The organism is Iningainema tapete BLCC-T55 (assembly GCF_014698965.1).
GTDB classification, from domain to species: Bacteria; Cyanobacteriota; Cyanobacteriia; order Cyanobacteriales; family Nostocaceae; genus Iningainema; species Iningainema tapete.
This window is the reverse complement of the sequence record NZ_JACXAE010000114.1, coordinates 1-1426: the sequence shown is the minus strand read 5'-3', so window position 1 is coordinate 1426 and position 1426 is coordinate 1. Positions and strand designations below refer to the sequence as shown.

Below are 1426 nucleotides of genomic sequence, written 5' to 3'. Positions count from 1 at the left end.
CTTTGGCGGTCAATCTTCCCAAAACCCAAATCATTTGCTTTATCCAATGCTTCTGCAAATCCCAAGCTGTTATCTCGAATAATCCTAAAAGTTTCCACACCATAAAACTCTGGGAAAACCAACTCTAGTACACCACACTGTTTGATTAGCGTTTGCAAGCGTTGGTCTGAGTCAATTAGTCGCCAATCCTTACTACGATTAACACCCTCATTCTTGACTAGGATGTGGTGTATTTGCTTGCCATATGTCGCCAACGAACGATACAGAGAACTAACTGACTCCACCCCACCATCAGTTACAAACCACAAGTAGAATTCATTCTCTCCGGCGATCGCCTCCAGCACTTCGTTCTCTTTAATCCAAGTGCTAACTGCATCAAAGGAAGCTGCACTCAGATTTAACAACACCGTGGCTTCATCTGCCACATCCACAATCACAGATGCTGCATCTTGTTTGTCTACCGCTTCTGAGAAGTATGCTTCTCTAATATCAATACCTTGCTTTTTGTAAGCCTTCTTCAAATCAGGAGCAGACCTATCAGTATCAAAGGCGATAAAAGAGATTTCACTTTCTAGGAGGTATTCGAGAATGCGTTTGCAGACGGTGGACTTCCCCACGCCACCTTTCTCGCCCCCTACACCATGAATATCTGGCATTTGTGTTTACCTCCTTCTCAATACCATTGGTTGATAATCATCACTTGCTGCATCCACAGTGGGTGGTTCCACAGGAGTTTCTGACTGTACTCGCGGCTTTGGTTGCGACTGTGCTTTTGGTTTCCCTGGCGACCGTGGTTGCGTCTCCTGCTGTACTGGCTGAGATTTCTCCAAACCATTCTTCTCAGACTCATCCCCAACCAGCTCAAGAGATTCATCAGTTCCTGCTTGCGATGACCCCTCGAACTCGTCAGCTTTCTTCTTTCTAGTACGGGTTGATTTCCTAACTTCTCCTAATAGATATTTCAACCGACTACCACTAATGTGGATGTCCAAACCTGCCAATACTTCAGATACCTCATCGTAGGTATAGCCAAGCTTCAGTACCCGCTCAATCTGCCGCCTCATTTTTCGGATTGCAACTCTAGCAGGCACATCAGGTAGTTCCTTTGCATCCAACCCCCTCAGTGCCTCTATTGCGGATGGTATTTTGTCTTTATTTATTCGTTCAGTGTCTTGCTGTGGAGTCATTAATATCTAGTACGCATTCAAATAACTGGTTTCTTATTTAAGTATTTTCCTTTATTTTTTTTGAAAATAGGAAAAAGTTTGGTTCACATTTATAGAGTGATTTATCGTAAAAAGTTCATAAAGAATACTTGAACTTATTCACATTGCATTTACACCAAAAATTCGTTTAGTCATCATATTTACTTCAAAACCTAATAGCTATACTCTGATTCACGCCCGTTACTCCATAAGGGGAATCC

At 42.6% G+C, this 1426-nt stretch carries 2 protein-coding genes; both read right to left on the bottom strand.

Going from position 1 to position 1426, the window contains the following annotated elements:
* Positions 1-656: P-loop NTPase family protein (locus ICL16_RS37935; protein WP_190836745.1), on the bottom strand; the 656-nt coding region annotated here is incomplete at its 3' end.
* A gap of 6 nt (positions 657-662) precedes the next feature.
* Entirely contained in the window at positions 663-1187 is a 525-nt protein-coding gene (locus ICL16_RS37930; protein WP_190836744.1) for a hypothetical protein, read from the bottom strand.
* Between the last annotated feature and the right edge of the window lie 239 nt (positions 1188-1426).